At 61.9% G+C, this 23,618-nt stretch carries 24 protein-coding genes and 2 pseudogenes; 15 read left to right on the top strand and 11 right to left on the bottom strand.

Features of this window, described 5'->3' with window-relative positions:
* The first annotated feature begins 74 nt into the window (after positions 1–74).
* Positions 75–971, top strand: a complete 897-nt coding sequence (locus AMK00_RS18250) for a LysR substrate-binding domain-containing protein (protein ID WP_064811311.1) — start codon at positions 75–77, stop codon at positions 969–971.
* Positions 972–1,026: 55 nt separating this feature from the next.
* Here AMK00_RS18250 and AMK00_RS18245 read toward each other — a convergent pair whose 3' ends face one another.
* The 8 genes from AMK00_RS18245 to AMK00_RS18210 form a co-directional block, all read right to left on the bottom strand.
* Positions 1,027–2,001 carry a threonine ammonia-lyase gene (locus AMK00_RS18245; protein ID WP_064811310.1) on the bottom strand — a complete coding sequence of 325 codons (975 nt, stop codon included), beginning with the start codon at positions 1,999–2,001 and terminating at the stop codon, positions 1,027–1,029.
* Between the two features lie 122 nt (positions 2,002–2,123).
* On the bottom strand, positions 2,124–3,860 hold the full coding sequence (gene ggt / locus AMK00_RS18240) for a gamma-glutamyltransferase (protein ID WP_064811309.1): 1,737 nt from the start codon (positions 3,858–3,860) through the stop codon (positions 2,124–2,126).
* A gap of 124 nt (positions 3,861–3,984) precedes the next feature.
* Entirely contained in the window at positions 3,985–5,040 is a 1,056-nt protein-coding gene (locus tag AMK00_RS18235; RefSeq protein WP_064804880.1) for an alpha/beta fold hydrolase, read from the bottom strand.
* Between the two features lie 111 nt (positions 5,041–5,151).
* Positions 5,152–5,760, bottom strand: a complete 609-nt coding sequence (locus AMK00_RS18230) for a tetratricopeptide repeat protein (protein ID WP_064811308.1) — start codon at positions 5,758–5,760, stop codon at positions 5,152–5,154.
* Between the two features lie 105 nt (positions 5,761–5,865).
* Positions 5,866–5,991, bottom strand: a complete 126-nt coding sequence (gene ykgO / locus AMK00_RS18225) for a type B 50S ribosomal protein L36 (RefSeq protein WP_003582204.1) — start codon at positions 5,989–5,991, stop codon at positions 5,866–5,868.
* 165 nt (positions 5,992–6,156) lie between these two features.
* Positions 6,157–7,233 carry a 5-(carboxyamino)imidazole ribonucleotide synthase gene (locus AMK00_RS18220; RefSeq protein ID WP_064811307.1) on the bottom strand — a complete coding sequence of 359 codons (1,077 nt, stop codon included), beginning with the start codon at positions 7,231–7,233 and terminating at the stop codon, positions 6,157–6,159.
* Positions 7,230–7,724, bottom strand: coding sequence for a 5-(carboxyamino)imidazole ribonucleotide mutase (gene purE, locus AMK00_RS18215; protein ID WP_064811306.1), 495 nt, complete (start codon positions 7,722–7,724; stop codon positions 7,230–7,232). Before purE ends, AMK00_RS18220 begins: the two co-directional genes overlap by 4 nt.
* A gap of 16 nt (positions 7,725–7,740) precedes the next feature.
* Complete coding sequence (locus tag AMK00_RS18210; RefSeq protein WP_010028538.1) at positions 7,741–7,944, bottom strand: YdcH family protein; 204 nt, start codon at positions 7,942–7,944, stop codon at positions 7,741–7,743.
* A gap of 228 nt (positions 7,945–8,172) precedes the next feature.
* On the opposite strand from AMK00_RS18210, the gene AMK00_RS18205 reads away from it, so the two are divergent.
* A complete protein-coding gene (locus AMK00_RS18205; RefSeq protein ID WP_064804872.1) occupies positions 8,173–8,346 on the top strand; it encodes a YdcH family protein in 174 nt (57 codons plus the stop codon).
* A gap of 196 nt (positions 8,347–8,542) precedes the next feature.
* Here the strand turns inward: AMK00_RS18205 and AMK00_RS18200 are convergent, their stop codons facing one another.
* Together AMK00_RS18200 and AMK00_RS18195 are read right to left on the bottom strand one after the other, a co-directional pair.
* A complete protein-coding gene (locus AMK00_RS18200; RefSeq protein WP_003552646.1) occupies positions 8,543–8,803 on the bottom strand; it encodes an ArsR/SmtB family transcription factor in 261 nt (86 codons plus the stop codon).
* 67 nt (positions 8,804–8,870) lie between these two features.
* Positions 8,871–9,635 (bottom strand): sulfite exporter TauE/SafE family protein, encoded by a 765-nt coding sequence (locus tag AMK00_RS18195; protein WP_064804870.1) that lies wholly within the window; start codon positions 9,633–9,635, stop codon positions 8,871–8,873.
* 108 nt (positions 9,636–9,743) lie between these two features.
* Between AMK00_RS18195 and AMK00_RS18190 the strand changes: the two genes are divergently transcribed.
* Positions 9,744–10,397 (top strand): thiamine phosphate synthase, encoded by a 654-nt coding sequence (locus tag AMK00_RS18190; protein WP_064804868.1) that lies wholly within the window; start codon positions 9,744–9,746, stop codon positions 10,395–10,397.
* Between the two features lie 10 nt (positions 10,398–10,407).
* Positions 10,408–11,490: a tetratricopeptide repeat protein gene (locus AMK00_RS18185; protein WP_064811305.1), complete on the top strand. Its 1,083-nt coding sequence runs from the start codon at positions 10,408–10,410 to the stop codon at positions 11,488–11,490.
* Between the two features lie 126 nt (positions 11,491–11,616).
* Here AMK00_RS18185 and AMK00_RS18180 read toward each other — a convergent pair whose 3' ends face one another.
* On the bottom strand, positions 11,617–13,359 hold the full coding sequence (locus AMK00_RS18180; protein ID WP_082240333.1) for a chemotaxis protein: 1,743 nt from the start codon (positions 13,357–13,359) through the stop codon (positions 11,617–11,619).
* Positions 13,360–13,698: 339 nt separating this feature from the next.
* Between AMK00_RS18180 and AMK00_RS18175 the strand changes: the two genes are divergently transcribed.
* From AMK00_RS18175 to AMK00_RS18135, 11 genes and pseudogenes are all read left to right on the top strand, one after another.
* Positions 13,699–14,028 (top strand): STAS domain-containing protein, encoded by a 330-nt coding sequence (locus AMK00_RS18175; RefSeq protein WP_064811303.1) that lies wholly within the window; start codon positions 13,699–13,701, stop codon positions 14,026–14,028.
* A complete protein-coding gene (locus AMK00_RS18170; protein WP_064804861.1) occupies positions 14,025–14,393 on the top strand; it encodes a response regulator in 369 nt (122 codons plus the stop codon). The genes AMK00_RS18175 and AMK00_RS18170 overlap by 4 nt, the downstream gene beginning before the upstream one ends.
* The gene (locus tag AMK00_RS18165) at positions 14,390–16,441 is read left to right on the top strand and encodes a chemotaxis protein CheA (RefSeq protein WP_064811302.1); all 2,052 of its coding nucleotides are present in this window, start codon (positions 14,390–14,392) and stop codon (positions 16,439–16,441) included. Before AMK00_RS18170 ends, AMK00_RS18165 begins: the two co-directional genes overlap by 4 nt.
* Positions 16,438–16,947 (top strand): chemotaxis protein CheW, encoded by a 510-nt coding sequence (locus AMK00_RS18160; RefSeq protein WP_064811301.1) that lies wholly within the window; start codon positions 16,438–16,440, stop codon positions 16,945–16,947. Before AMK00_RS18165 ends, AMK00_RS18160 begins: the two co-directional genes overlap by 4 nt.
* Before the next feature lie 31 nt (positions 16,948–16,978).
* Positions 16,979–17,461 (top strand): annotated as a pseudogene (locus AMK00_RS33710) (MCP four helix bundle domain-containing protein); the annotation flags it as partial.
* 174 nt (positions 17,462–17,635) lie between these two features.
* Positions 17,636–18,682: pseudogene (locus AMK00_RS33705) on the top strand (methyl-accepting chemotaxis protein); the annotation flags it as partial.
* Between the two features lie 269 nt (positions 18,683–18,951).
* Complete coding sequence (locus AMK00_RS32625; protein ID WP_164517748.1) at positions 18,952–19,110, top strand: hypothetical protein; 159 nt, start codon at positions 18,952–18,954, stop codon at positions 19,108–19,110.
* Positions 19,111–19,324: 214 nt separating this feature from the next.
* On the top strand, positions 19,325–21,133 hold the full coding sequence (locus tag AMK00_RS18150; RefSeq protein WP_064804856.1) for a methyl-accepting chemotaxis protein: 1,809 nt from the start codon (positions 19,325–19,327) through the stop codon (positions 21,131–21,133).
* A gap of 2 nt (positions 21,134–21,135) precedes the next feature.
* Positions 21,136–21,612 (top strand): chemotaxis protein CheW, encoded by a 477-nt coding sequence (locus AMK00_RS18145; protein WP_064804854.1) that lies wholly within the window; start codon positions 21,136–21,138, stop codon positions 21,610–21,612.
* Positions 21,613–21,639: 27 nt separating this feature from the next.
* Complete coding sequence (locus AMK00_RS18140) at positions 21,640–22,497, top strand: CheR family methyltransferase (protein WP_064811299.1); 858 nt, start codon at positions 21,640–21,642, stop codon at positions 22,495–22,497.
* 8 nt (positions 22,498–22,505) lie between these two features.
* A complete protein-coding gene (locus tag AMK00_RS18135; RefSeq protein WP_064811298.1) occupies positions 22,506–23,603 on the top strand; it encodes a protein-glutamate methylesterase/protein-glutamine glutaminase in 1,098 nt (365 codons plus the stop codon).
* Positions 23,604–23,618 lie beyond the last annotated feature (15 nt).

Raw genomic sequence — 23,618 nt, 5'->3', positions numbered from 1 at the left:
CATCATCGCAGCACACGATGATGCTGAAAATCAGAATTTTATGGATCAACTGTCCCAAAAAACGGAATGTTACGATGCGGCGGACGATCTTCGATCTCGATGTGCTTCGGACCTTTTCGACCGGCATGGAGCTCGGCAATTTCGCCAAGGCGGCGGAAAAGCTCGGGCGTTCGACGTCAGCGGTCAGCGCGCAGCTGAAGAAACTGGAGGAACAGGCGGGCACGGCAATCTTCCGCAAGGCTGGCCGCGGGCTGGCGCTTACCGACGCCGGCGAAACGATGCTCGGTTATGCCAGACGGTTGCTGGATCTCAATGACGAGGCGGCGGCGGCCGTGCACAGCGTCGAGCTGGAAGGCTGGGTGCGGCTCGGTCTGCAGGAGGATTTCGGCGAGACCTTGTTGCCTGAGGTGCTCGGCCGTTTCGCGCGCGCCCACCCGAAGGTCCGCATCGAGGCGCGGGTGGTGCGCAATACCGAACTGCTCGAGCGGGTCACCTCAGGCAAGCTCGATCTGGCGCTTGCCTGGAGCGACGGGACGCTTTCGGCGCATTGCGAGCGCATCGGCGAGGTGCCGATGTGCTGGATCGGGCCTGCCGAGGGACAGCCCGGCTGGCATGTGGCAAGCGGCGAGCCGATGCCGCTTGCCTCGCTGGAGGCGCCATGCCTGTTGCGCAGTGCGGCGACCAAGGCGCTCGACGCGGCGGGAATCTCCTGGCGGCTCGCCTTCGTCAGCCCCAGTCTCGGCGGCCTCTGGGCAGCGACGGCGGCCGGCCTCGGCTTGACTATCCGCACACCGCTCGGCCTGCCGGCGAAGGTCCGGGCGCTCGCACCAGAGGCAATCGGCCTGCCTGAGCTGCCGAAGCTCGGTCTGGTGCTGCACAGAGCCGAAGCCGAGCTGCAACCGGCTGCGGCGCGGCTTGGCGCGCTGGTTCTACAGTCCGTGCATGGCGTGCTGCACGGGACGGCAGACTGATATCTCGATTATCCCGCGAGCGCAGGGCCCGATCACCATGAAGCCGCTCTGATACTCAGCCGAAGCGTTCCAACGCCATGGCGAAGATGTCGGTATCGACATTGCCGCCGGAGGTGACGGCGACGACGCTATCGCTTTCCAGCGCCTCGCCATGGAAAAGAGCGGCAGCCAGCGCCACGGCGCCGCCCGGCTCGACGACGATCTTCAGCCTGACGAAGGCGAGCGCCATGGCGCGCAGCGCCTCGTCGTCGGTGACGACGATGCCGGCGCCGGCGAGGCGCTTCAAGATCGGAAAGGTGATGTTGCCAGGCTGCGGCGTGATGATCGCATCGCAGATCGAACCCGACATCGAGGCGTTGCGCTCGATCCTGCCGGAGGCGAGCGAGCGGGTGGTATCGTCGAAGTCCCTGGGCTCGCAGGGACGGACGCGAAAGCCGGGGGCGCTGGCTTCGAGGGCGAGCGCGATGCCGGACGTCAGTCCGCCGCCGCCGCAGGGAACGAGCACCTCGGCTTCCGTTACGCCTTCTTCTTCCGCCTGTTCGGAGATTTCGAGGCCAGTCGTGCCTTGGCCGGCAATGACAAGCGGTTCGTCGAAAGGCTTGATCAGCGTCAGGCCGCGCTCGGCGGAGAGCCGGGCGCCGATTTCGTCGCGATCCTCATTGGCGCGGTCGTAGAGCACGACTTCGGCGCCGAAGGCGCGGGTGTTGGCGATCTTCAGCTTCGGCGCATCGCTCGGCATGATGATGACGGCGGGCACGCCGTGCAGCTTGGCGGCAAGGGCGACGCCCTGCGCATGATTGCCCGAGGAGAAGGCGATGACGCCGCGCGTGCGTACGGCCGAGTCGAGGCCGGAGACGGCAGACCAGCCGCCGCGAAACTTGAAGGAACCCGAATGCTGCAGGCATTCCGCCTTCACGAACAGGCGCCGGCCGGCGATCTCGTTCAGGAAGGGGGAGGAGAGAAGCGGCGTTCGGCGCGCGCGACCGCGCAGTCGAGCGCGGGCGGCAACAATCATTTCAATGCTGACCATTCGAGAATCGTCCTGCTTGCGGCGTCGCTCCTGCATAGGACGGGGCAAACGGTTTGTGAACGGTGACTTTGTCACCGTGACATGAATGACCATTGCGCCTATGCCCGGCGGCTCGCCGACCGTCAATAGCCGCCCGCCGAGCCTTCCGTCGCGCGGGCGTCCATAGCGCCGTTGTAACGAGCGCCGCCGCCCTTTTCGATGGTGGCAAGGCTTTTGCCGCCGACGAGGATGCCGGCGGCCTGACCCCAGAGCGGCGCATCGTTGCCGCCGTCGAAGCTATAGCCCATCGCCGCAAGCATCTTTTCCGTATCCGGCGAAAGCGCATAGGGCTCGAGATAGACCTTGTCTGGCTGCCATTGGTGATGAAACCGCGGCGCGTTGACGGCCTGGCTGATATCCATGCCGAAGTCGACGACATTCAAAATCGCCTCCAGCGTGATGGTGATGATGCGCGAGCCGCCGGGGCTGCCGATCACCATGAAGGGCTTGCCATCGCGGGTGACGATCGTCGGGCTCATCGAGGAGAGCGGCGTCTTCTTCGGAGCGATGGCATTGGCTTCGCCCTGAACGAGGCCATAAAGGTTCGGCACACCCGGTTTGGAAGTGAAATCGTCCATCTCGTTGTTGAGCAGAACGCCGGTGCCGGGTGCCACGACCGCCGCGCCGAAGGAGCCGTTCAGCGTATAAGTGACGGCAACCGCATTGCCCTCGTCGTCGATGATCGAATAATGGGTCGTCTCGTTGCTTTCCTTGCCGCCGAGCGGTTTCAGGTTGGCCGAAGTCCCGGCCTTGTAGGGATCGATCTTTGCTGCGATCTCCTTGGCGTAGCTCTTGTCGAGCATTTTCTCGACCGGGTTCTCGACGAAATCGGGATCGCCGAGCGCGGCGTTGCGGTCGACATAGGCGTAGCGCATCGCCTCGACCATCACATGCACGGTTTCAGCCGAGGCGTAGCCGAGATAGGAGAGCGGATAACCTTCGAGGACGTTGAGGATCTCGCAGATGATGACGCCGCCGGAGGAGGGTGGTGGCGAGGAGATGATGTCGTAGCCGCGGTAGTTGCACTCGATCGGCTTCAGCTCGCGGACGGTGTATTGCTCGAAATCCTCCTTGGCGAGGATGCCGCCCTTGGCCTGGCTCGCGTTTACGATCGCTTCGGCGGGCGCGGCCTTATAGAAGGCGTCGGGTCCTTTTTCCGAGATGGCCGCAAGGACCGCAGCGAGATCCGGCTGCGCAAGCTTTTCGCCAGAGCCATAGGGCTTGCCGTCCGGTTTCAGGAAAATCTTCGCCGCCGTCTCGTCCTTGGCAAGGCGCTTGGCGCTGCCGGCAAGGATCGCCGCGTCACCCTGTTCCAGCGTGAAGCCCTCCTTGGCGAAACGCAGCGCAGGCCCGATCAGGTCCTGGCGTGACCGGGTGCCGTATTTCTCGCGCGCCGTCTCGAAACCCATGACGGAGCCGGGGACGCCGACGGCGAGATAGCCGTCAAGGCTGGCCCGCGGCACGATATCGCCCTTTGCATCGAGATACATGGTCTTCGTCGCGGCGATCGGCGCGCGCTCGCGGAAATCGAGGAAGGTCTTGGTGCCGTCTTTCAGCCGGATGGTCATGAAGCCGCCGCCGCCGAGATTGCCGGCCGAGGGATAGACGACCGCCAGTGCATAACCGACGGCGACCGCCGCATCGACGGCGTTGCCGCCGCTCTTCAGCACCTCGACGCCGACATCGGTCGCCAGATGCTGGGCGGTGACGACCATCCCGTGTTCGGCTTCGACTGGCGCGGGCGATGCCGCGAAAGTCGCAGTCAGGCTCAGCGACAATGCCGATATGATGGAGATCGTCCCGATATGCAGGCGGCCCATGATTTCCCCTCCTATGGACAACAACGGAAAGACATATGGGGCTGCTGCGGCCCGCGGCAATGCGGGGAACAGGCTTTGTGCGAGGAAGCCGGCCGAATGTCCAACAGGGACACCGCCGCAGAGATCAACCGCCGTGGAGAGCGCCGGGCATGAGCGACGGCTGGATTTGGATCGCCTGATCGCGGAGAGAGGCGGCGAGCCGCTCTTCGGCGCGGCGGGCGGCCGCCTGGAGGTCGCGCGGCTCGCCGGCGATCTTTTCCATGGCGGCGATAGCGACGTCGGTGGCGAGATAATCCGGCTTATGGCCCACGCCGCCGACAGTCACGAGTTCGGAGCCTGCTATATCGCGGGCGAGGCCGCGCGAATGCAGGTGTTCCCAGACGATCTCGTCGCGGTCGCCTGTGATGATGACGGTCGGCGCGGTGATCTGCGAATAGAGCGGCGACTGCTCCTTCACATAGGCGAGCAGTCTTTTGAAATCGGCGGCATTGTTGTGGAAGGTGCGTGGCCGCAGCACCAGCGATGGGCCGGTTTTTTCGATGTAGTCGGCAGGGCGTGGATTGGGACGGAAGACATTCAGCGTGCCGCGCTCCAGCCGGCTCAGTCCAAGCGGAACGACGATGGCGTGGTTGAAGAGCCAACCGATGACCGGCACGGTTGCCACATGATAATACCAGTCGATGCCGCCGGGCCACGGATGGGTGGCGGGTGCGAGGAAGAGCAGACCGGCGGTCTTATCCGGATGGCGCAGTCCGAAGGCGGCGGTGATCGCACCGCCGAAGGAATGGCCGACGATGATCGCCTTCTCGATGCTGCGCTTTTCCATCAGTCGGGCGATTGCGTCGGCCTGGCCGGAGGGGACGGCGTTCTCAGGGCCGCCGCGTTCGGAATAACCGTGACCGGGACGATCGACGAACAGCATTTCCGCCCGGCCATCGAGCGGGGCGCGAAAGGCGACGAGCTGATCGAGCAGATTGCCGCTGGCGCCGTGGATGAAGACGAGGGCCGGCAGATCCGCATTTTGGGGACGCTCGACATGGACGGCGTTCATGCGATAGCCGCCGACATCCGTCAATTCGCCGATATTCGGATAGGTCTGTTCGAATTGCCGGGCCTTGTAAGAGGAGTAGCCCATAGCGGCGGCGAGCGGGGCGAGAAGAGCGGAAACTTCGGCAAGCATGATCTTAGCGGCGACGATCGATGGATTTTGCGGGGGATGGTCGTGTCAAATTCCCTCGACAGTTTCTAAAATTGTGCGCTCTGGCCGCAGGTCAAGCTCGGTGAGCCTGCTTCAGGTTCGATTGCCGGCCAGTTTTTCCGCAAGCATGTTGACCTGCTCCTGCGCGGTGCGATCGGCGGGATAGATATCGAGGAACCGTTCCCAGGCCTTCAGCGTCAATTGGTCATTGCCGGAATTGCTGAGGATCGCGGCCATGCCGGAGAGCGCGCCGAAATGGCGCGGCTCGATATCCAGCACATGCTCGATGTCGGACATCGACTTGCGGTAATTGCCCATGACGAAATTCAGCGTGGCGCGGCGATTCCAGCTCTCGGCATAATCGGGTTTGAGGGCAATCGCCTCGTCGAGGAAATCGAGAGCGGCGGGATTGCGCTTTTCCTCGATCGCCTTGTCGGCCCATTGCATCAGCAGGTTCACGGTCGCACTGCCGGAATCATTCCATACCAGACGAATTTCATTGGCGATGCTGCTGGCCTTGTCAGGATCACGCTCGCGCTTCAACTGACTGAAGAGCTGATCGAGACGCTGCTTCGGCGAACTACTGGCATCCCTCCGCTCGACAATGACGTTCTTTTCGGCCGCGGCGGCCGGAAACGGGGAAAGGATGAAGGCGAGCGGCAGCACCGCTGACGTCAAAGCAAAAAAGCGCATGGCGGACATATTAGTCCGCCAGCGCCGAAGATCAAACAAATTAGACGTGATCACCGCAGCGACCACCGGATGTCCGTCGGCGCAATCTGCGCGGCGCACGATCCGGATGCGCAATCAGCCCTGACGAGCCTTGTAGCGCGGGTTCAGCTTGTTGATGATGTAGATGCGGCCCTTGCGACGAACCAGACGGTTGTCACGGTGACGAGCCTTGAGCGACTTGAGCGAATTCTTGATCTTCATTTTTCTGATCCGCGATCTCTATGGGGGAATTCACATTCGCCCGTAACTTTAACAATCAAAAGCGCGCCGTCGGGGCGCGCTCTTTAGGTGGGGGTGCAGATACCCCGTCACCTCCAGCGTGTCAACCACGTGACGGTGTTTTTCCCAAGCCGCACGGCCGTTTTCTCACTGCGAAACCGGCAATTTCGGCGCCAATGTCGTGACGTGACCCATTTTGCGGCCGGGGCGCCACTCGTTCTTGCCATAGAGGTGAACCAGCGTGTCGGGACGCTGCAGCCAGTCGCGAACGGCAAGGATATCGTCGCCGACCAGATTCTGCATGACGCAGTCGGAGTGCCGCTCGCCATTGCCGAGCGGCAGGCCGGCGACAGCGCGGATATGCTGCTCGAACTGGCTGACGACGCAGGCGGCTTCCGTCCAGTGACCGGAATTGTGGACGCGCGGCGCCATCTCGTTGGCGATCAGGCCGCCGTCGGCGAGCACGAAGAATTCGATGCCGATCACGCCGACATAGTTCAACGCGGCGAGAATCTTTTCGGCCGATCGACGCGCGGCCTCCGCTGTTGTCGCCGAGATTGCGGCCGGAACGGTCGAGGTGTGGAGAATGCCGTTGCGGTGGACATTCTCGGCGGGATCGAAGCAGACGACCGTACCATCCGCGGCACGCGCGGCGATGATCGAGACCTCGCGCTCGAAGGCGACGAAGCTTTCGAGGATGAGCGGTACGGCCCCGAGCGCGGCATAGGCGCCGTCAGGATTGTCGGCGGGCGAGCGGAAAACCTTCTGCCCCTTGCCGTCATAACCGAGACGGCGGGTCTTCAGCACGCCCTGGCCGCCAAAATCTTTCAGCGCGGTTTCGAGATCGGCCTGGCTGTCGACCGCATGAAAGCGAGCGGTTGATATGCCGCAGCCGTTGAGGAAGCGTTTTTCGACGAGCCGATCCTGGGCGGCCTCGAGCGCCTTGGCAGGCGGATAGACGGCGATGCTTGCCGAGAGCGCTTCGGCGGCCGCGACGGGCACGTTTTCGAATTCGTAGGTGACGACATCGCAGGCGTCTGCCAGTTCGGCCAGCGCCGCCGGATCGTCATAGGCGGCGACGATCTGCCGGTTCGCCAGTTGGGCGGCGGGGCAGTCGAGCTGCGGCTCGAGGATGACAGTGCGGAAATTCAATCTGGCGGCTGCGATGGCCAGCATGCGGCCGAGTTGGCCGCCGCCGACAATGCCGATCGTTCCTATGGTCATTGGTCGTCCATTGGATATTCGGCGACGGCAGCACTCTGGCGCTCGCGCCATTCGTCGAGCCGGTCGGCAATCTCTTCGTCGGAAAGGGCCAGCACGGCGGCGGCGAGAAGAGCGGCGTTGACCGCACCCGCCTTGCCTATGGCGAGGGTCCCAACCGGAATGCCGGCCGGCATCTGCACGATGGAAAGAAGGCTGTCCTGGCCGGACATGGTCTTCGACTGGACCGGCACGCCGAAGACCGGCAGCGGCGTCATCGATGCGGTCATGCCCGGCAGGTGTGCTGCGCCGCCGGCGCCGGCGATGATGACCTTGAAGCCTTCCGCACGCGCGCCCTTGGCGAAATTCATCATGCGCTCGGGCGTACGGTGCGCTGAGATGATGCGCGCATCATAGGCGATTTCCAGCGCTTCCAGCGTGTCAGCCGCGTTCTTCATGGTCTCCCAATCGGATTGGCTGCCCATGATGATGGCGACGAGTGGTCTATCTGTCATCCTGCGACCGTTCCTTTCAGGCAATGATATCGGGAACGATCTGGTCTTCCAGCTTGGAGAGCTTGTCCTTGATGACGAGCTTCTTCTTCTTCATGCGCTGGATTCGCAGAGCGTCGCATCCGGTCTCGATCATGGCATTGATCGCAGCGTCGAAATCCTCGTGCTCCTGGCGCAGACGCGCCACCATGAGCCTGATTTCCGCCTGTTCCTGATCGGCCATATGCATTCCCCGTTATCGTCCTCGGACCTTGTCCGATCTGCCGATGATTTCCGCAAGCTCCTATCACCAAATACGGGTAACGGCTAGTTAGTCTTGATCATGAATTTGCCATCTCTTCTTCATCTTTTCGCCTTCGACAAGCCGTCAAAAATATGTCACAGTCCGCCCCGTTGACACCTTGATCCCCGACGACGATGGTCGGGGAAGGTAAGAGGAAGGAAGGGTCAAATGACAGTTGAAGCTCATCTTGAATCACTCCACAAAAAGCATGTCGCTCTTGAGGAGGAGTTGCATGCACTCAGAACAGCTCCCTCTATCTCCGATACTGAAATTGCCGAATGCAAGCGCCGCAAGCTGCGCATCAAGGACGAGATTCAGCGTCTCAAGTCATCCGTCCATTAATCTTCCCAAGGGTCGCCGGTCGATCATCTTGCGCAAGAGGTAAATCCATCCATTCCGCCTAAAATTTGCAAGAACCGGTGATTACACCAGAATTGCGCCAGCCCGATGCTTTGTGACGTCGCGGCTGGCGCGTTTGCGTCTGCTTGCAGCAAATGACGTTATAATGATTGCGTCCGGGGCGTTATGGGAGGTGCGGTCAGGCCCAGAACTGATCTAGCCACAGATTGAGCTTGTCAAAGCCGCGGTTGTTGACCGCATAGATGCGTTTCGTACCTTCCGAGGTCACGGAGACAAGATTGCTGTCGAGCAGTGCCTTCAGGTGCTGCGAGACAGCGGGACGACTGATCGGCAGGCCCTCGGCAAGCTCGTTGACGGTGCGCGGCGCGCGCCGCAATTCCTCCAGCAGAAAGCGCCGGTTCGGGTCGGCAATCGCAGAGAAAGGGTCCGTGTTCGACATGGCGGGAACGCTACGTCAAACCGGCCGTTGCAGCAAGGAAATTGTGCATTGCAGCGTGCCGCCGCGCTTACCAGCCGAGGCCCTCGCGCATGATCAGAAGGGCCGCGATCAGCGCCATCGTATACATGAAGGGATAAAAGATCTGCGGCTTCATGCGGCGCACGCACCAGGCGCCGGCAAGAGTGGCGAGCGGCGCGAAAGGCAAGAGCGTGGCGGAGGTCGCAAGGTTCTGTGTGTCGAGCTGGCCGAGGGCAAAGTAGGGAATGAGCTTGATGGCGTTGAGGATTGCGAAGAAGCGCACGCTGGTGCCGGTATATTCGCGCGGCTCCAGTTTGAGCGGTAGGGCATAGATCTGAAACGGCGCCCCGCCGGCATGGGCAACGAAGCTGCCATATCCGGAAAACGTCCCCCAGAGACCGGCGGCGACCGGCCGCTGTCCGCGCGGCGGGATCGTCTTGCCGGCGCCGGGGCCGAAATTGTTCCAGAAATAGCGCAGGCAGAAGAGGATCGTCACCGCGCCGATGACGACGCGCAGGACGTTGCCGGGAACGAGCGCCGAGGTCGCCCAGCCGAGGGCAATACCGAGAATTGCGCCCGGCAGCATGATCTTCAGTGTCGCCCAATCGCCATGCCTGCGCCAGATGACGAGCGAGATCATGTCCATGAAGACCAGGATCGGCAGCAGGATCGCCGCCGCTTCGAGCGGCGAGACGACCAGGGCAAGAAAGGGCAGGCCGATCAGCGACAAAGCGTCGCCCATGCCGCCTTTTGCGAGGCCGACGAGCAGAACCGCGGGCACGGCGGCGTAGTAGAATGACAAGTCCTGCGGCATGCTTTCGACGTCCTCCTCTTGCAAGCCTCCTCTAACGGAACTACTCACACAAAACGAGTGCGGATCCGTCCTTTCGAGAAGGGAATTCGCAGGAAACGGAAAGACCTCATGACCGAAGCCGAAAACCGCTGCCGCCTGGTGCTCATCGTCCCTGATATCGCCGACGCCGATGAACAGGCAAGGATCGTCGCCGATGCGCTGAAGGGCGGCGATGTCGCCTCCGTCATCGTGCCGCAATACGGGCTCGACGATGGCGCCTTCCAGAAACATGCCGAAAAGCTGGTGCCGGTGATCCAGGATGCGGGGGCCGCCGCGCTGATTGCAGGCGACAGCCGCGTGGCGGGACGGGTGAAGGCCGATGGCCTGCATCTTACCGGCAACGCGCAGGCACTGTCGGAGGCGATCGACAAACACGCTCCGAAGCTGATCGTCGGCGGCGGCAATGCCAGCGACCGGCACAATGCGCTGGAGATCGGCGAAGCCAGGCCGGATTATATCTTCTTCGGCAAGCTCGATGGGGATATCAAGCCGGAGGCGCATCCCAAGAACCTTGCGCTCGGCGAATGGTGGGCCTCGATGATCGAAATCCCCTGCATCGTCATGGGCGGCACCGATCCGGCGTCTGCTCTTGCCGTCGCCGAGACCGGAGCAGAGTTCGTGGCGCTGCGGCTGGCGGTCTTCGGGGAGCCCGGCCGAGCGCCGTCCATCGTTGCCGAGATCAATGCTCTGCTTGACGAAAAAGCGCCACGGTTTGAGGATTGAAATCCCGCTCATGCCGATCCTGCCCGCCCGCCCTTTGAAATATCTGCTTGCCAGCATAGTCGCCCTCACTGCGGGCGGGTCTGATATCGCCGTGGCGCAGGCACCGGACAGCGTCATCAGCCAGCCGGGTACTGCGCCGGCGTCAAGCTTTCGCACCGACCGGCTCACCAACGGGGATGTGAAGCCCTCGGACGGTGTCGGCGTTTTCGATCGCATGGGCGCGAAGCTGCCCGACCTCCCGCCCGAGAAGGATTACAAAGGGCCGATCGACGAGGCGTATGGCGCCTATCAGCGCGGATATTATCTGACGGCGATGGATAAGGCGCTGCCGCGCGCCCAGCTCGGCGATCCGGCGGCGCAGACGCTGATCGGCGAAATCCTCTCGCAAGGCCTCGGCGTCAAGAAGGATGTGAAAGGCGCTGCCTTCTGGTACGGCAAGGCGGCCGAAGGCGGCGATCCTGCGGCGATGTTCAAATATGCGCTGATGCTGATGGAAGGCCAGGGTTTGCCGCGCGATAAGGTCAAAGCCGACGACTATATGCGCAAGGCGGCCGAGGCCGGCAATCCTTCGGCCGAATTCAACTGGGCGCAGATTGTGGTCGCCGACAATCCCGGCGAAAAGGGGCTGAAGCTCGCGCTACCGTTCTACGAGAAATCGGCCGAACAGGGCATTGCGGATTCGCAATATGCCGTGGCGCAGATCTATGCGACGCTGAAGGACCTGCCGGAGGAAAAGAAGCAGCTCGCCCGCGAGTGGATGGCGCGCGCCGCGCGCGCGGGTTTCGACACGGCCGAGCTCGATCTCGGCATCTGGCTCGTCAACGGCGTTGGTGGCCCCAAGGATTACGTCAAGGGTTTCGAATGGCTGAAACTTGCCGCCAATGGCGGCAATGTCGTTGCCCAGAACAAACTTGCCCATCTTTACATCAACGCCATCGGCACGCCGCCGAATCCGATCGAGGCGGCGAAGTGGTATGTGCTGTCGCGCCGCGCCGGGCTTGCCGATCCGGCGCTCGAGGATTTCTATCTCGGGATCGAGGACGATCAGCAGAAGGCGGCGATCGATGCCGCCAACAAATTCCGGCGGCGATAGCCGCCGCGCGTTTCATTTTCTAAAGCATGTCGCGATCTTTCAGATTCGCGTATCGTGCTTTCGGTCTTTGTTTTTCTGCATGTCTTTATCGCAAAACAACCGCTGCACAGCTTTGCGAGACATGCTCTAGAACAGCGCGTCGGCGAAAAGATCCTCGTCGTTTTCGGCTTTGGTGGTCTCGGCGGGCGCTGGAATGCTTTCCTCGCTCGCCGGGATGATGTCGCGATGAATGTTGCGCTCCTGGACCATCGTGTAGAGCTTGAAGATCTTACGGTCGAGCGGTGCGATGGCCTCCGCGAAATCGGAGATATCGGCGACATCGGTGCCGGCGACGTCTTCGAGCACATTGGCGCAGCGGGCAAGGACATCGCCGAGTTCGTGCTGAAAGTCGAGCTTGCCGATCAGCTGGCCGATCTTGGTGGCGACCTCGCGACCGTTCTCGGCGAGCACCTCCAGCTCATTTTCCATGACATTAGCCGCGAAGCGGATGTTGCTGACGGCCGAGGTCAGGCTCTCGCCCAGTCCGCCGGCCGCGGCGTCCGTGGCGGGAGCCACGCGCCCGGCGGCGGCTTCGAGCGCCGGCAGGCCGTTGACGATGGCGTCGGCGGATTCATCGAGCTTGCCGGCGAAGATGCGCAGCTCGGCGGTGACGACATTGATCGATTTGCCTTCCTCTCCAAGCCGGCTGCAGCGCAGATTGGTGTTCAAAGCCATGTAATGGATGTCGGTCCTGACAACGCGGATGTTGGTGATGGCTTCGGAAAGCTTGGCGGCCGTGCCGATTGTCGAATGGCTTAGCTGGTCGGCCTGCCGGCTTGCCGCGTCGACCTGCTTGACGATCTCGTGGGCGGCGGAAACGCTGGATTCCAGTGCGCGCATGAAATTGCCGCCGGTTTCGCCGCTTTCAGTGCCCATTTGATCGCGGAGCTTGAGGATTTCCCGCATGTCGTGGTCGAAACTCGCAATCGTCTTGACGACGTTCTCCGAATCCCGCTGGAAATTGACGCACATGTCGCTCATCTGCGCCGCGGTCAGATGGTGAACGACATTCTGGAGACGCTGGCGCGCACCGGCGTCGAGCCTTGCGCCATCTTCGCCGGCGAGGAAATCTTCAAGCAGCGAAAAGGTTGCTTGTACATGCTCGATGCGCTGACGGGTGATATCGCCGATCTGCAGGGCCGACAGAGTCGAGCTGACCTTGCTCTGGACGCCGCGTGCAATCGCGCCGACCTCACGGGCGATGACGCCGAGGTTCTTGCGATGTTCGGCAATCTTGGCGGCATCATCGCGCAGGGCTCGGGCGACGGCGGGAACGGTATCGGCGTAGCCTTTGGAAACGCTGACGCCGAAGGAGGCGGCGAGTTTGACCTCTTTCTCGAGGCTGTCGAGATGGGCGGCGAAGCGATTGACCTCGTCGGTGCCCGAATAGATTCGTTCCAGGATCTCTTGAGCAAAGCCGGCGAATTCCGCAAGGCCGGCGCCGGTGATCTTGACGGTCACGGCAAAGGTTCTGAGATAACGCATCGTCTCCTGCATGTCGGCGACATGCTTGCGCAGTTCCCTGCCGGTTTGCGCCAACGAGATGAGCGCCTGCTGGCGATTTTCTTCGGTGACCGGCAATGCAGTCAGGCTTTCCACCGTGGCGCGGAGATCGGCGCTGGTATCGCTCGCCTCGTTGTCATCGAGTGCCTTGGCGACACTTTCGAGCGAATTCAGCAGGCGGTTGAGGACATCCATCACCGACAGCAGCACCGAGCCGCCCTCGAGAAAACGCTCCTCGACTTGGCAGCGGGCGGATTCCAGGGTCTGACTGATCTCCCGCCCCGATGTGTAGGCTGCAGCGTTGGATGTTACCAGAGCGTGTGCCACATTTATACCTTTTCTTAAAACGCAGGCCATTTGACTCTATTTCTACGGGCAGGATGGAAATGTCCGGTAAACGCGCCAGACTCGCCTGCGTTGTGATTAATGAAAGGTTTGAGACGCGGCGCCGGTGCAGCGCCTGGCCGAAAGGGACCATTTAAGATTCTGTTTTTACTTTATTTATCTCTAAACTTTCACAGAAAGATACAACTTATTCCAGATAAGAATTGGGAGTCGCGGATTGCGCCGCACGTCGGCTTTCTACAACCGCTGTTTACGCTGCATTAACGCTGTCGTGAGAGTCCTCTTAGGGTCGTAAGTATTTCTCGGGCCCAGGAGGCTGCATTGGATGCTCAGAGCCAATATTATGAATCTATAAATTTACCGGGCGCACTAAGCATTCGCCATATGGCTGAACTACATTCCAAGCTTAGCGATGAATTTCATAGTAAAGCTGACATTGTCGTCAGCATCATCGCTGACGCCGAAGCTGACCTGAGTTTCATTCAGCTTATCGAGGCAGCGCGTCGTCAAGCAAAATCTGACGGAAAGACGTTCAGACTTTCTTCTCCCGCCAGCGGCTCACTGCTGAAGGTACTTGAGCGCGCCGGTTTCATCGAATCCTTCGATCATGAAGACTTAAAGTTCTGGTTGCATAAAGAGGTGACATTATGAGTGCCAACATCCTGACCGTAGACGATTCCGCCAGCATCCGCCTGACTACAAAGGTCACGCTGACCAATGCCGGCTACAGCGTCACCGAAGCGGTCAACGGGGCGGAAGGGCTCATGGCGGCCAAGGGCAGCAGCTTCGATCTGATCGTGACCGATCTCAACATGCCTGTCATGGACGGGCTAACGATGATCGAGGAATTGCGCAAGCTGCCGGCGCAGGCCGGTGTTCCGATTATCTTTCTAACGACGGAATCCGACGCCGATCTCAAGGCACGTGCCAAGGCTGCCGGCGCGACTGGCTGGCTGACCAAGCCGTTCGACCCGGAAAGTCTTGTGAAGATCGTGAAGAAGGTCCTCGGAAGATGAGTACGCTCGACCCCGTCGCCGTATTCCGCATGGAGGCTGCCGAATGCCTCGAAGCGATCGAGGCCGGTCTTCTCGACCTCACTCACCAACTCGACAATAAGGATCTCGTCGACGCGGTATTTCGCGGGCTTCACACGCTCAAGGGATCGGGCGCGATGTTCGGTTTCGAGGCGCTCGCCGCCTTCACCCACCATTGCGAAACGGCCTTCGACCGCGTCCGAAAGGGCGAGGTCGCGGCGACCAGGGAACTCGTCGCCGCCGTTCTCGCCGCCCAGGACCATATGCGTGCCCTGGTCGAACAGCCCGACGCCGATCACGGCGACACCGGGCACAAGCTTCTCGCACAGCTGCAGGCCGCGGTCGGCGCCAAGGCTGCGGCGCCCGCCACAGCGACAGCCGCCGTCGCAGCGCCCGTGCAAGAGGCGTCGGCGAAGAAGACGAAGAACAGCTGGCGCATCCGCTTCAGCCTGCCGGCCAATTCGATGGCCAACGGCACCAATCCGCTCGGTCTGCTGGACGAACTGCGCGATCTCGGCGAATGCACCGTGCGCGCCGACACTTCGACCATTCCGCCTCTCGACGAGCTCACGCCGACGGAACTCTATATTTCCTGGGATGTGACGCTGATGAGCGAGCAGGACCGTTCGGCGATCGACGACGTCTTCATCTTCGTGCTCGACGACATGGAACTCAGCGTCGAGGAGATCGACGGCGCGGTAGCGGCAACGGCCGATCCGGCTGAAACAACGCCGCCGCCTGCCGCTGTCGCCTCAGCACCACCACCGCCTGTCCCGGCGGCCGCCGTGCCGGAATTCCGTCCCGTCGAAGCGGTTCCCGTCAAGCGTGAGGCACCCGCCGCCAGCCAGGCGAAGGCTGCCGAGAACGTGCGCGTCCCGGCAGAGCGCCTGGACGAACTGATGGACCGCGTCGGCGAGCTCGTGATCGCGCAATCGCGCCTCAGCCAGCTCGCCAGCGCCAGCACCGATATCGCATTGCGCTCGGTCTCGGAAGAAATCGAACGTCTGTCCGGCGAATTGCGCGACACGATGATGGTGCTGCGCATGGTGCCGGTTGCGACCCTCTTTTCCCGCTTCCGCCGCCTCGTCCACGATCTTGCCCGCGAGACCGGCAAGGTGATCGAACTGGTGATGGAGGGCGAGAGCACCGAGGTCGACAAAACGGTGATCGAGCGGCTGGCCGATCCGCTGGTGCACCTGGTGCGCAACTCGATCGATCACGGCCTCGAAGTGCCCGCCGACCGCCTTGCCGCCGGCAAGGCTAAGGCCGGCACGATAACGCTTTCGGCCCGTCAGGCCGGTGGCGAGGTGATTATCTCGATCAAGGACGACGGCCGCGGCATCAACCGTGAACGGGTCCGCGCCAAGGCGGAATCCTCCGGCCTTATCCATCCGGGCCAGCCGCTTTCGGACCCCGAGCTCTTGCAACTGATCTTTGCTCCCGGCTTTTCGACGGCCGCCGCGATCACCAATCTGTCCGGCCGCGGCGTCGGCATGGACGTGGTCAAGAAGACGGTCGAAGAGCTTCGCGGCGCAATCGATATCGTCAGCGTGCCCGGGCAGGGTTCGGAAGTGTCGCTGCGCATTCCGCTGACACTTGCCATTATCGACGGACTGCTGGTGCGTGTCGGCGCGGGCCGTTACGTCATCCCGCTTTCGGCCGTCGAGGAATGCCTCGAACTGTCGCTCGAGGAGGATCTGCGCTCGCGCGGCCGCAGCTTCATCTCGCTGCGTGACAGCCTGGTGCCGTTCCTGCGCTTGCGCGACCTTTTCCGCACCGGCACGAAACCCGACGTGCACCAGAAGGTCGTGGTCATTTCGACCGGCACGGAGCGCGTCGGCCTCGTCGTCGATCAGATCATCGGCGACCATCAGACGGTCATCAAGTCGATGTCGAAATTGCACAACGACGTGGCAACCTTTTCGGGCGCCACCATTCTCGGCGACGGCAGTGTCGCTCTCATTCTCGACGTCGGGCACCTGGTTGCCGCGGGTCAGCAACAGGAGGCGCAATTGCGGGTAGCAGGATGAATGCAACAGCAGCACTCGAACGCTTCGACAATCATTGGAGCTATGCCGAGGAAGTCGAGGTCCTGACTTTCGATCTCAACGGCGAGACCTTTGCGCTGGAGGCGGCCATCGTCCAGGAAATCCTGGACCTGCTTCCGGAGACGGCGGTGCCGGGAAGCCAGCCCTTCGTCGCCAGCGTCATCAATTTTCGCGGCAAGGTTATCCCGCTCGCCGACCTGCGTCTTGCCTTCGGGATGGAGGCGGCGGAGGCGACGATCGACAGCCGCTTCATCGTCATCGAGATCAATCTGCAAGGTGAGCCGACACTCGTCGGCCTCAGAACCGACAAGGTGAACGAGGTGACGACGCTCGCAAAAACCGCGAGCGAGGCGCCACCGAGCGTCGGCATGCGCTGGCGCGCCGACTACATCAACTGCCTGGTGAAGAGGGGTGGAGAGTTCATCATTCTTCCTAATCTGCAGGCGATTTTTTCAACGCGATATGACGCGGCGGGGGCCGTCAATTGACGGCGGATAAATCCAAGAGGGGTTTGGGACGATGAGACTGACAATCAAGACGAAACTGGTGACGGCGTTCACCTTTATTATTCTCATGTTATTGGGCACTGCCGCTTATGGCATTTTCAGCCTTGGATCACTGAACGATACGATCGGCAATCTTCTTGCCGGCCCGGCAGCCCGCCTCGATCTTGCGCAGCAGATCAACATCGCGCAGCTCGAAGCCATCCGCCAGCAGAAGAACCTGCTCACTGCCCGTAGCGCCGATGAAGCGGCCGCGGCGATCGACAAGGGCAACCAGGCTCGCAAGGACTTCAGTGACGCCTTCAATCAAGTGCTGACGCTTGCCACGGAAGAAGGCAAGGCGCGCTGGGCTCGTATTGCCGAATTTTCGAAGTCATTCAACGCAGCCGACGACCAAATCCGTGACTACATGAAGACCGGCAACACGGAAGGTGCAAACAACGTCTCCATCACGACGGCGCGGGCCGCTGCCAACGATATCGACTCGACACTCGCCGAGATTCTGTCGCTTGAAAAGCAGCGCATGAAGGCCGCCGACGCCGATGCCGACGCGCAGTATGGGACGACACGCACGACGATGATCGCTGTCGCTGCCGTTGCACTGCTGATTGCCGCGATAACCGCCTTCTGGATCGCCAGCACGATCAGCAAAGGCCTCAGCCGCGCCAACACCGTGGTTCGCGAAGTGTCTGAAGGCGACCTGACGAAAATGGCCGAAATCACCAGCCATGACGAAATCGGCGAGCTTCTCGGCAATGTCAACATCATGATCGAACGCCTGCGGGGCGTCGTCGCCGATGCGATCTCGGCCGCCGAAAATGTTTCATCCGGCAGCCAGCAGCTTTCGGCAAGTTCCGAACAGGTGTCGCAGGGCGCCACCGAGCAGGCGGCTTCGGCCGAAGAGGCGTCAGCCTCGATGGAACAGATGGCCGCCAACATCAAGCAGAATGCCGACAACGCCGCCCAGACGGAGAAGATCGCCCGTCAATCCGCCAAGGATGCGGAAGCCAGCGGCGAAGCGGTAACGCGTGCTGTCGACGCCATGCGCACGATCGCGCAGAAGATCGGCATCGTGCAGGAAATCGCCCGTCAGACCGATCTGCTTGCCCTTAATGCCGCCGTTGAAGCGGCACGCGCCGGCGAACACGGCAAGGGTTTTGCGGTGGTCGCCTCGGAAGTGCGCAAGCTTGCCGAACGCAGCCAGTCGGCCGCAGCCGAAATCAGCTCGATGTCGAGCGATACCGTCAAGGCCGCTGCCGATGCCGGTGAGATGCTCGGCCGCCTGGTGCCGGACATCCGCAAGACGGCGGAACTCGTTTCCGAGATCAGCGCCGCCTGCCGCGAGCAGGATATCGGTGCCTCGCAGATCAACGAAGCGATCCAGCAGCTCGACAAGGTGACGCAGCAGAACGCCGGCGCCTCGGAGCAGATGTCGGCAACTTCCGAGGAGCTCGCCTCCCAGGCGGAAGAACTGCAGACCTCGATCGCCTTCTTCAAGGTCGATACGACGGGCAGCACGCGGCCCGGCGCCCAGAAGATGCCGGTGAACGGCTCGGCCAAGGTGGTCAAGGCCCCGGCCCGCAAGCCTGCGCCGCAGACCCAAAGCCAGGGCCGCGGTCAGACGGTATCGGCTCAGCAGCAGCGTCTCAAGGGTTTTGCTCTCGATATGTCGATGGGCGGTCCGGACGCCAGCGACGACGATTTTCGGGAAAGCGCGTAAGCGCTTCCCGGGAGGACGCGCATAGCGTTTGCCCGGCGAGGCCTCTGAACGCCTTTGCCCTCATCGGATATCTCGGGCCGCTCCGGTGGCCCGAGGCGGAAATATCCCCAACGCGTGTAGGCGTTGGCGCTGCGACCGATAGATGTCCGGCTGCCGGGAAGTGAATGTAGTCGCTTCCCTCTTTCAGACACATCACTCCGAAGTTCGGCGTTCCTTGGACCGGAACGTCTCTCCATCCGATCGTTTTGGCGCATAGAACGGGGTATCACATGCGTTTCAAGGTCGACAATGAGGGCGCGCGCCGTGATCGGGTGCCGACCGCAAAACCCACCGTCGCCGGCCAGCAGGCCCGCGTGAAGGGATTTGCCCTCGACATGTCAGTGGGCGGACCCGATACGATCGATGACGAGTTCCGGGAGAGCGCCTAGGCGCCCCTCTGGAGAAAAGCGCTTGAGCGCTATCTCCGTTCGCAACCGTCGCGGACCAAAACATGGCCCGCGACGCACGCTTCCGCCGCTCAAGGGGATGGGCGTGGAAGTCTATTCTAATCTCCGTGACAGGTTATCACCTGACGGAATTGCTGCATGATGCTGCGCCACCTGGACCATATTTATTGCCTCGCTCTCAGAGAGGAATATTGAGATGCGTATTACGATCAAACTTAAACTCGCAGCCGCTTTCGGCTTTGTCATACTCTTGCTGGTGGGCAGCGCGGCCTATGGAATTTTGAGCCTCAGCTCACTGAACGACGCTGTCAGCGATCTTATTTCCGGTCCCGCAAAAAGGCTGGAACTGGCTCTGGAAGCCAAGACTGCCGAGCTCGATGCTGTCCGCTGGCAGAAGAATGCGCTTCTGGAAATGGATCCCGAAGCGGTCAAGAAGTACTATCTGAATTCGGCAAAAAGCGTGGATGAAATGCTCGCCCTGGCGACAAGCGGCCAACAGCTCGCAACCGCCGAAGCAAAGCCCACCTGGGACAGGCTGATCGAACTGGCCAAACGCTTCGGCGAAGAGTCCAGCAAAGTCGCCTCCATTCAGGAAAGCGGCGACCGGGCGGGGGCCACCGCATTCTCGCTGGGAGAGGTTCGCGCCCTCGTAGCGGAGCTGGAAGAGGTTTTTGAGAACCTCGTCACGCTGCAGCAGAAAGCGATGAAGCAGGCCGATAGCGACACCGACGATCTCTATAGTTCGACGAAGAACATGCTGATCGGTCTCGCAATCGGCGCTTCCTTTATCGCTTTTGCGGCTGCGTTGTGGATCGCGCTTGGCGTCAACAGCGGCCTGCGCAAGATCATGAGCGTTGCCAGCGCCGTCGCCATCGGTGACCTGAACCAGAAGGTCGAGATCAGGACCAACGACGAGATCAAGGATCTGGTCAACATGATCAACACCATGACGGACAACCTCCGCGTCACTGCCGATATAGCGGCGCGGATCGCCGACGGCGATTTGACGGTGTCCCCGAAACCGCTTTCGGAGAAGGATACGCTCGGTATTGCGCTGGAGCAGATGGTCGAGCGCCTGCGCGGCGTCGTCGGCGACGCGATCTCGGCGGCGGAAAACGTTTCGGCCGGCAGTCAGGAATTGTCTGCAAGCTCCGAGCAGGTGTCGCAGGGTGCCAGCGAACAGGCCGCCTCCGCCGAAGAGGCCTCCGCCTCGATGGAGGAGATGGCCGCCAATATCAAGCAGAACGCCGACAACGCCGCCCAGACGGAAAAGATCGCTCGCCAGTCGGCGAAGGACGCCGAGATGAGTGGTGAAGCGGTATCGCGCGCCGTGCAAGCGATGCGGACCATTGCCGAGAAGATCGGCATCGTCCAGGAAATTGCCCGGCAGACCGATCTACTCGCACTCAACGCTGCCGTGGAAGCGGCACGCGCCGGCGAACACGGCAAGGGTTTTGCGGTCGTCGCCTCGGAAGTGCGCAAGCTTGCCGAACGTAGCCAGTCGGCTGCAGCCGAAATCAGCTCGATGTCCGGCGATACGGTCCAGGCCGCTCAGGATGCCGGCGACATGCTCGGTCGCCTGGTGCCCGATATCCGCAAGACGGCTGAACTCGTTGCCGAAATCAGCGCGGCCTGCCGCGAACAGGATATCGGTGCTGGCCAGATCAACGAGGCGATCCAGCAGCTCGACAGGGTGACGCAGCAGAATGCCGGCGCCTCCGAGCAGATGTCCGCCACCTCGGAAGAGCTCGCGAGCCAGGCCGAAGAACTGCAGGCCTCGATCGCCTTCTTCAAGGTCGATACCACAAGCGACCACCAACCCCGCATGCCGGCTGCGAAAATGACTGTCCGCAGCTCGGCTCCCATCACCGGCCGCAAGCTCGGTGTCAGAAAACTGGCAGCCAACAGCGTCGCCGGCCAGCAAGCGCGGGCGAAGGGTTTCGCTCTCGATCTCTCCATGGGCGGTCCCGATGATGGGGACGCCGAATTCAAGGAAAGCGCCTGATCATGGCTCCGACATCTCTGGAAGCGCAATTCGTGACCTTCAGCCTCGGCGACGAAATTTTCGCCGTGCCGGTCGAGGTCGTGCGGGAAATCCTCGATTATGCGGAAGCTTTCAAAATTCCGAATGGTCCCGACTATCTGCTCGGCCTGCGCGATGTGCGCGGGCAGGGCGTGCCGACGATCGATCTTCGATTGAAACTCGGCATGACGAAGACCGAGCCGACGCCGCATACGAGGGTGCTCGTCCTCGACGTGCCGATGGAAAACCGGCTGCTCACTCTCGGCCTCGTCGCCGATCGCGTCTTTGAGGTCACGCCGTTCCGGCGTGACCAGATCGAGGCGGCGCCCGATATCGGCGTGCGCTGGCGCTCGGACTATATTGCAGGTGTCGTCCGCCGGGAAAACGGCTTCGTCGTCATCATCGATCTCGCGCGGCTTTTGTCGCGCGAGGACGCCTCGGCTCTGCAATCGGCCGCCTGACCCTGCATTAACGGAGTACTGCGTTCCATGAGTGTGGCAGCAATGGCGGAAACCCAATTGCCGGGCGATCGGATCAGCAAGCGCAATTTCGACAAGCTTGCCCGGTTCATCTACGACTATAGCGGCATCAAGATGCCGCCGACCAAGCTGACGATGCTCGAAGGGCGGCTGCGACGCCGCCTTCGTGCGACCAATCATTCGACCTTCGACGATTATTGCGAGTTCCTGTTCGATCACGACGGGCTTGCCCAGGAAACCGTTTACCTGATCGACGTGGTGACGACCAACAAGACCGACTTCTTCCGGGAAGCCAAGCACTTCGAATACATGCAGACCGTGGCGTTGCCGGCGATCGCCAATAGCGGCGTGCGCACCATCCGCACCTGGAGCTCGGCCTGTTCTACGGGGGCCGAACCCTATACGATGGCGATGGTCCTGGCGGAATTCGCGGAAGGCCGCAGTGATCTTTCCTATAGCGTGCTGGCCACCGATCTTTCCACCGACGTGCTGCAGACGGCGCGCCGCGGCATCTATCCGGAAGACCTGATTGCGCCCGTGCCGCGCGACCTGCAGCGCAAATATGTGCTGGTCGCCAAGCAGCCGGGCCGCAAGGAGGTGCGCATAAGCCCTAAGCTGCGCAGCAGGGTGGGATTTGCACGGATGAACCTGATGGACGACAAATATCAGGTTGGCGACTTGATGAACGTCATCTTCTGCCGCAACGTGCTGATCTACTTCGACAAGCAGACTCAGGCGGGCGTGCTCAACCGCCTTTGCAATTGCCTGGCGAAGGGCGGCTACATGTTCATTGGCCACTCCGAGTCGATCACCGGTTTCGACCTGCCGCTGAAACAGGTTTCGAACACGGTGTTTCAGCGTATCTAGAGGCGTTTATGCGCAAGAAAATCCGCGTTCTCATCATCGATGATTCTGCCAGCGTCCGTCAGACGCTGGCCCATGTGCTGGAGCAGGATCCCGATATCGAGATCATGGCGGTGGCGTCCGATCCTTTCGTGGCGGCGCGCAGGCTGCTGGACGAGGTCCCCGACGTCATCACGCTCGACGTGGAGATGCCGCGCATGGACGGCATCACCTTCCTGCGCAAGCTGATGGCGCAGCGGCCAATCCCGGTCGTGATGTGCTCGTCGCTGACGGAGGCGGGTTCGCAAACGCTGATTCAGGCGTTGGAGGCGGGCGCCGTCGACGTCATCCTGAAATCGAAGATCGGCGCCGCCGACAGCCTTGCCGATGACGCCATGCGCATTCGCGAAGTCGTCAAGAGCGCCTCGCAGGCGCGGCTTTCGACCGTGCGCCGCGCCGCGGGAACCATTCGTTCCGCTTCCGCCGAAGGGCCGGCCAGGAAGCTGACGGCGGATGCCATGCTGCCGCCGCCGACGGGGCAGGCGATGGCGAAGACGACGGAGATGGTCGTCTGCGTCGGCGCCTCTACCGGCGGCACCGAGGCGCTGCGCGAATTCCTGGAAGAACTGCCGGCCAATGCGCCCGGCATGGTGATCGTCCAGCATATGCCGGAGAAATTCACTGCCGCCTTCGCCAAACGCCTGAACGGGCTCTGCGAGGTCGAAGTTAAGGAAGCCATCGACGGCGATCCGGTGCTGCGCGGCCATGTGCTGATCGCGCCTGGTGATAAGCACATGCTGCTCGAACGCCAGGGTGCGCGCTATCATGTCAGTGTGAAGACCGGGCCGCTGGTCTCCCGCCACCGGCCTTCCGTCGATGTGCTCTTCCGTTCGGCGGCGCGTTCGGCCGGATCGAACGCCATGGGGATCATCATGACGGGCATGGGCGACGACGGTGCGCGCGGCATGCTGGAGATGCATGAAGCCGGCGCCTACACGGTGGCGCAGGACGAGGCGAGCTCGGTTGTCTTCGGCATGCCGAAGGAGGCGATTGCCAGAGGCGGGGTCGGCCGCATTCTGCCGCTCGATCAGATCGCCCGCGAAGTCCTGATAACGCAGCAGAAGTTCTGAGGCCGGTTCCGGTTC

The sequence above is a fragment of the Rhizobium sp. N621 genome (genome assembly GCF_001664325.1).
Classification (GTDB): Bacteria; Pseudomonadota; Alphaproteobacteria; order Rhizobiales; family Rhizobiaceae; genus Rhizobium; species Rhizobium esperanzae.
This window is presented reverse-complemented; position numbering and strand designations above follow the sequence as displayed.

Coding starts and splice junctions, on each gene's coding strand:
- AMK00_RS18245 (WP_064811310.1), bottom strand. CDS start 2,001: ATGGTCAGCATTGAAATGATTGTTGCCGCCCGCGCTCGACTGCGCGGT.
- AMK00_RS18205 (WP_064804872.1), top strand. CDS start 8,173: ATGACAGTTGAAGCTCATCTTGAATCACTCCACAAAAAGCATGTCGCT.
- AMK00_RS18150 (WP_064804856.1), top strand. CDS start 19,325: ATGCGTATTACGATCAAACTTAAACTCGCAGCCGCTTTCGGCTTTGTC.
- AMK00_RS18145 (WP_064804854.1), top strand. CDS start 21,136: ATGGCTCCGACATCTCTGGAAGCGCAATTCGTGACCTTCAGCCTCGGC.
- AMK00_RS18220 (WP_064811307.1), bottom strand. CDS start 7,233: ATGACCATAGGAACGATCGGCATTGTCGGCGGCGGCCAACTCGGCCGC.
- AMK00_RS18250 (WP_064811311.1), top strand. CDS start 75: ATGCGGCGGACGATCTTCGATCTCGATGTGCTTCGGACCTTTTCGACC.
- purE (WP_064811306.1), bottom strand. CDS start 7,724: ATGACAGATAGACCACTCGTCGCCATCATCATGGGCAGCCAATCCGAT.
- AMK00_RS18230 (WP_064811308.1), bottom strand. CDS start 5,760: ATGTCCGCCATGCGCTTTTTTGCTTTGACGTCAGCGGTGCTGCCGCTC.
- AMK00_RS18185 (WP_064811305.1), top strand. CDS start 10,408: ATGCCGATCCTGCCCGCCCGCCCTTTGAAATATCTGCTTGCCAGCATA.
- AMK00_RS18140 (WP_064811299.1), top strand. CDS start 21,640: ATGAGTGTGGCAGCAATGGCGGAAACCCAATTGCCGGGCGATCGGATC.
- AMK00_RS18235 (WP_064804880.1), bottom strand. CDS start 5,040: ATGCTTGCCGAAGTTTCCGCTCTTCTCGCCCCGCTCGCCGCCGCTATG.
- AMK00_RS18160 (WP_064811301.1), top strand. CDS start 16,438: ATGAATGCAACAGCAGCACTCGAACGCTTCGACAATCATTGGAGCTAT.
- AMK00_RS18210 (WP_010028538.1), bottom strand. CDS start 7,944: ATGGCCGATCAGGAACAGGCGGAAATCAGGCTCATGGTGGCGCGTCTG.
- AMK00_RS18135 (WP_064811298.1), top strand. CDS start 22,506: ATGCGCAAGAAAATCCGCGTTCTCATCATCGATGATTCTGCCAGCGTC.
- AMK00_RS18165 (WP_064811302.1), top strand. CDS start 14,390: ATGAGTACGCTCGACCCCGTCGCCGTATTCCGCATGGAGGCTGCCGAA.
- AMK00_RS18170 (WP_064804861.1), top strand. CDS start 14,025: ATGAGTGCCAACATCCTGACCGTAGACGATTCCGCCAGCATCCGCCTG.
- AMK00_RS18195 (WP_064804870.1), bottom strand. CDS start 9,635: ATGCCGCAGGACTTGTCATTCTACTACGCCGCCGTGCCCGCGGTTCTG.
- AMK00_RS18200 (WP_003552646.1), bottom strand. CDS start 8,803: ATGTCGAACACGGACCCTTTCTCTGCGATTGCCGACCCGAACCGGCGC.
- AMK00_RS18190 (WP_064804868.1), top strand. CDS start 9,744: ATGACCGAAGCCGAAAACCGCTGCCGCCTGGTGCTCATCGTCCCTGAT.
- AMK00_RS32625 (WP_164517748.1), top strand. CDS start 18,952: ATGCGTTTCAAGGTCGACAATGAGGGCGCGCGCCGTGATCGGGTGCCG.
- ggt (WP_064811309.1), bottom strand. CDS start 3,860: ATGGGCCGCCTGCATATCGGGACGATCTCCATCATATCGGCATTGTCG.
- ykgO (WP_003582204.1), bottom strand. CDS start 5,991: ATGAAGATCAAGAATTCGCTCAAGTCGCTCAAGGCTCGTCACCGTGAC.